At 66.5% G+C, this 4,566-nt stretch carries 4 protein-coding genes; 2 read left to right on the forward strand and 2 right to left on the reverse strand.

Annotated features, from left to right (window positions below; translation table 11 throughout):
• Both AC2VOU_RS09605 and metG read right to left on the reverse strand, forming a co-directional pair.
• The coding region (locus AC2VOU_RS09605) for an aminodeoxychorismate synthase component I (protein WP_486957161.1) at window positions 1-777 on the reverse strand (777 nt) is incomplete at its 3' end.
• Between the two features lie 211 nt (window positions 778-988).
• The gene (gene metG, locus AC2VOU_RS09610; RefSeq protein WP_486957162.1) at window positions 989-2,530 is read right to left on the reverse strand and encodes a methionine--tRNA ligase; all 1,542 of its coding nucleotides are present in this window, start codon (window positions 2,528-2,530) and stop codon (window positions 989-991) included.
• An 18-nt stretch (window positions 2,531-2,548) separates the two neighbouring features.
• Between metG and AC2VOU_RS09615 the strand changes: the two genes are divergently transcribed.
• Both AC2VOU_RS09615 and AC2VOU_RS09620 read left to right on the forward strand, forming a co-directional pair.
• A complete protein-coding gene (locus tag AC2VOU_RS09615) occupies window positions 2,549-3,394 on the forward strand; it encodes a TatD family hydrolase (RefSeq protein WP_486957163.1) in 846 nt (281 codons plus the stop codon).
• A 136-nt stretch (window positions 3,395-3,530) separates the two neighbouring features.
• Window positions 3,531-4,566 (forward strand): resuscitation-promoting factor (locus AC2VOU_RS09620; RefSeq protein WP_486957164.1); only part of this gene is annotated, 1,036 nt, incomplete at its 3' end.

Below are 4,566 nucleotides of genomic sequence, written 5' to 3' on the forward strand. Positions count from 1 at the left end.
CATCACGTTCTCCGCGACGTCCTTGGCCGACGCACGCAGCGCCGACGGGGAAGCGTCGATCGGCAGCGTGCCCTTGATCGGGCTCGAGGTCACCAGGTCGCCACGGCGACACAAGAACAGCTCCGGCGACAGCGACGCGACCGCGCCCCACGGTCCGGCGACGTAGGCCGCCCGGGCCGGCGCGGTGCGCGCGACGCCGTCGAGGAAGAAGTCCAGTGGATCCCCCGCGATCGAGCCGGCGAACTGGGTGCATACGCACGCCTGATACACCTCGCCGGCCCGGATGGCCTCCAGACAGGCCAGCACCCCGGCGCGATGCGCCGCGCGATCGGCGGCGTCCCAGTCGATCCGGTAGGCGCGCGCCGGTGCCAGAATCGGCGCCGACAAAACCTCGCTGAGCCAGCTGGGCATCGTTGCTCCGGAGAGACTTTCGTACCACCACTGCCGGTCGAGGTCACAGCGCAGCACGCAATCTGTCCAGCCGCCGGCAGCCTCGGGTATCCGCGCGGGCTGCCCGCCGGAACCCGGATCGGGATAGGACAGGTAGCCGATCCAGCCGCCGCCGACCGTCGTGCTGTGTGAGCCGGGTCGCACGTCGAACGCTTCGGCCGGGTCGACGGGCTGAACCGACAGGCTCGGCGCGATGACGGCCAGAGCGCCGAACCACTGGCCGGTCAGCGCCGCCGGCGGCGGCAGATCCAGCCGGTTGGTGGCGTCGCCGATGGCGCGCAGCACCTCATGAGGGCTGCCCAGATCGCCGAGCCGGTCGATTCGCACGCCCCTAGCTTTGCAGAAATTACAGCCGCGGCTGCTTTTGCGCTGGCCTTGCCGTTGCTGTCGGCGGTCCAGACCACGTCGGGGGCCAGCAGTTGCCTTCCCCGCGTCGAGATCGACGTTTTGGCAGGCCTGCACGTGAACTTTGTTGCCAAAACGTCGATCTCGGTGCGCAAAGTCCACGTAACGCCCGATGAAGGTGCGGACCAGACGTCTAGTCGACCTGATAGCGCGGAAAGACACCAGAAGGCGCCGGCAACCTGGTGCCCGGCTCCAGCCGTGCACCGATGGCGGCAAAGCTGCGTTGCTCCGGCGATTGGCCGAGCAGGTCGAGTAGCTTGCCTGACGACTCCGGCATCACCGGCGCAACCAGCAGCGCGGCGATTCGTACTGCCTCGCATGTCGTGTAGAGGACCGTGGCAAACCGCGTCTGGTCGGCCTCGGCGTCGCTCTTGCGCAACACCCACGGCTCCTGCGCGGAGAAGTAGCGGTTCGCCGCGCCGAGCATCAGCCAGATTGCCTCCAGTGCGAGATGCATTGCCTGGCTGTCGAACTCGGCCCGCACCCGCTCGAGTAGACCGTCGGCGAGAGTCAGCAACTCGATGTCGTCGGCGCTGAATTCACCGGGCGTCGGCACCACGCCGTCGAGATTCTTGGCGATCATCGACAGGGACCGCTGGGCCAGGTTGCCCAGTTCGTTGGCCAGATCGGCGTTGATCCGGGCGACGATCGCGTATTCGCTGTAGCTGCCGTCCTGGCCGAAAGGCACCTCGCGCAACAGGAAATAACGCACCTGGTCGACTCCGAACGTGTCGATCAGGGTGTTCGGGTCGACGATGTTGCCGACCGACTTGCTCATCTTTTCGCCCTTGTTGAGCAGGAAGCCGTGTGCGAAAACCCTTCGTGGCAAATCGATGCCGGCCGACATCAGGAAGGCGGGCCAGTAGACGGTGTGGAATCGGATGATGTCCTTGCCGATCATGTGCAGGTCGGCGGGCCAATAGCGTTGGAAAAGTTCTGATTCGGTGTCCGGATAGCCGACGCCGGTCAAGTAGTTGGTCAGCGCGTCGACCCAGACGTACATGACGTGGTCGGGGTGCTCGGGCACCTTCACGCCCCAGTCGAACGAGGTGCGCGAGATGGACAGGTCGCGTAACCCGCCGGACACGAAGCTGACCACCTCGTTGCGTCGCACCTCGGGCGCGATGAAGTCCGGGTGGGAGTCGTAGTGCGCCAACAACTTCTCGGTGTACGCCGAGAGCCGGAAGAAGTAGGTCTGCTCCTCGGTCCAGGTGACCGGGGTGCCGGTTTCGGTAGCGATCCGGGTGCCGTCGACCTCCGCGGTCTCGGACTCGACGAAGAACCGTTCGTCGCGCACCGAATACCAGCCCGAGTAGGAGTCCAGGTAGATGTCTCCGGCAGCCTCCATCCGCCGCCAGATGTCCTTGGACGCCGCGTGGTGATCGGCGTCGGTGGTCCGGATGAACCGGTCGAAGGAGATGTTGAGCCTCTTCTGCAGACGCTGGAACACGTCGGAGTTGCGCCGGGCCAACTCGGCCGTCGGAATGCCTTCGGCGGCCGCGGTCTCGACCATCTTGAGGCCGTGCTCGTCGGTGCCGGTCAAGAACCGGACGTCGAAGCCGTCGAGTCGCTTGAACCGGGCGATCGCGTCGGTGGCGATGTACTCGTAGGCGTGCCCGACGTGTGGATCGCCATTCGGGTACGTGATCGCGGTGGTGAGGTAGTACGGCTTCATCAGCCATCACCTTATGGTGTGCGCGTGAGTTCCAAACGTGAGCCGCCGCCCGCTCCGGCGCGGCTGAGCCCGTTGATCGACGCGCACACGCACCTGGACGCCTGCGGGGCGACGGAGGCCGACGAGGTGCGCGCGCTCGTCGATCGCGCGGCGGCGGTCGGTGTGACGGCAGTGGTGACCATCGCCGACGACCTGGCGTCGGCTCGCTGGGCGACCCAGGCTGCCGACTGGGATGCCCGGGTCTATGCCGCCGTGGCATTGCACCCCACCCGCGCCGACACGCTGACCGAGGACGCCCGCGCCGAGATCGAGCGGCTGGCCGCGCATCCGCGGGTGGTGGCGATCGGGGAGACGGGCATGGACCTGTATTGGCCGGGCAAGATGGACGGCTGCGCCGACCCGGCCGTGCAGCGGGAGGCCTTCGCTTGGCACATCGACCTGGCCAAGCGGACCGGGAAACCACTGATGATCCACAACCGGGACGGCGACGCCGACGTGCTTGACGTGCTGCGGTCCGAGGGCGCCCCGGAGACAGTGATCTTTCACTGCTTCTCGTCTGGGCCGGAGTTGGCGTGCGCGTGCGCCGACGCCGGCTGGCTGGTCAGTCTGTCTGGGACGGTGAGCTTCAAAAACGCCCGGGAGCTGCGCGAAGCCGTCCCGCTGGTCCCGACGGCGCAACTGTTGGTGGAAACCGACGCGCCGTTCCTGACTCCCCACCCCTACCGCGGTGCGCCCAACGAGCCGTATTGCCTGCCCTACACGGTGCGCGCACTGGCCGACCTGCTCGCCCGGCCCGCGGAAGAGTTGGCCGAGCTCACCACCGCAAATGCGCGGCGCGCCTACCGGTTGCCCCACGAGGATTAAAACTCCGTTAATGTGGCCGGGGCCGAGTTGCTCTCGCCAGGGCTATTCGTTACCTTCTTGTTATCGAACGGTGGGGCCCTCGTGGTCCCTTCTATGTGTTGCTCACGTGGTTTTTGAGGTCGGGGATACGCGCGCGTTGAATGTTATTACGAAACTCCATCAGTCTTCCTCTCCAGCTCTGCGTCTGCTTGTCGCAGGTCTTTTGCTGGTGTTGGCCTTCGCCGGAGCATTCGCGGTTGCCGACTGCAAGACCGTGACGCTGAGCGTCGACGGCAACGCCATGACCGTCACGACCACGAAGTCACGCGTAATCGACATCATCTCCGAAAACGGCTTCGAGGTCAGCGACCGCGACGACCTGTACCCCGCGGCCGGGGCGAAGGTCCACAACGGCGCGAACATCGTGCTCAGGCGCAGTCGACCGCTGGAGATTTCGCTGGACGGGCAGAACACCAAGCAGGTATGGACGACGGCGTCCACGGTCGATGAGGCGCTGGCTCAGCTGGCGATGACCGACACCGCGCCCGCAGCGGCTTCGCGTGGCAGTCGCGTCCCGCTGGCCGGCATGGCGTTGCCGGTGGTCAGCGCCAAGACCGTCGAACTCGACGACGCCGGCCAGGTACACAACGTCCATCTGGCCGCAGCCCGGGTCGGTGATCTGCTGGCCGGCCTCGGTGTTCCGCTGTTGCAGAGCGACCACGTCACCCCGAATGCATCCGCGCCGGTCATCGACGGCATGCACATCCAGGTGGTCCGCAATCGGATAGAGAAGATCACCGAACGGGTTCCGCTGGACCCGCCGCGTCGGCGCATCGAAGACCCGCAGATGAACATGAGCAAAGAGATCGTCGAGGACAAGGGCTCCGCGGGCGTTCAGGACATGACGTACGCGGTGTCCAAGGTCAACGGCGTCGAGACCGGTCGCCTGCCGGTGGCCAGCCACGTGATCACCCCGGCCCGCGAGGCCATCGTGCGGGTCGGCACCACGCCGGGCACCGAGGGGCCCGACGTCGGCAACGGGATGGTCTGGGACGCCATTTCGCGCTGCGAGGCCGGCGGCAACTGGGCGATCAACACCGGTAACGGTTATTACGGGGGCGTGCAGTTCGACCAGAACACCTGGGCGCGCAACGGCGGCTTGAGGTTTGCCCCGCGCGCCGACCTGGCGACCC

Source organism: Mycobacterium sp. TH-M25 (genome assembly GCF_057473665.1).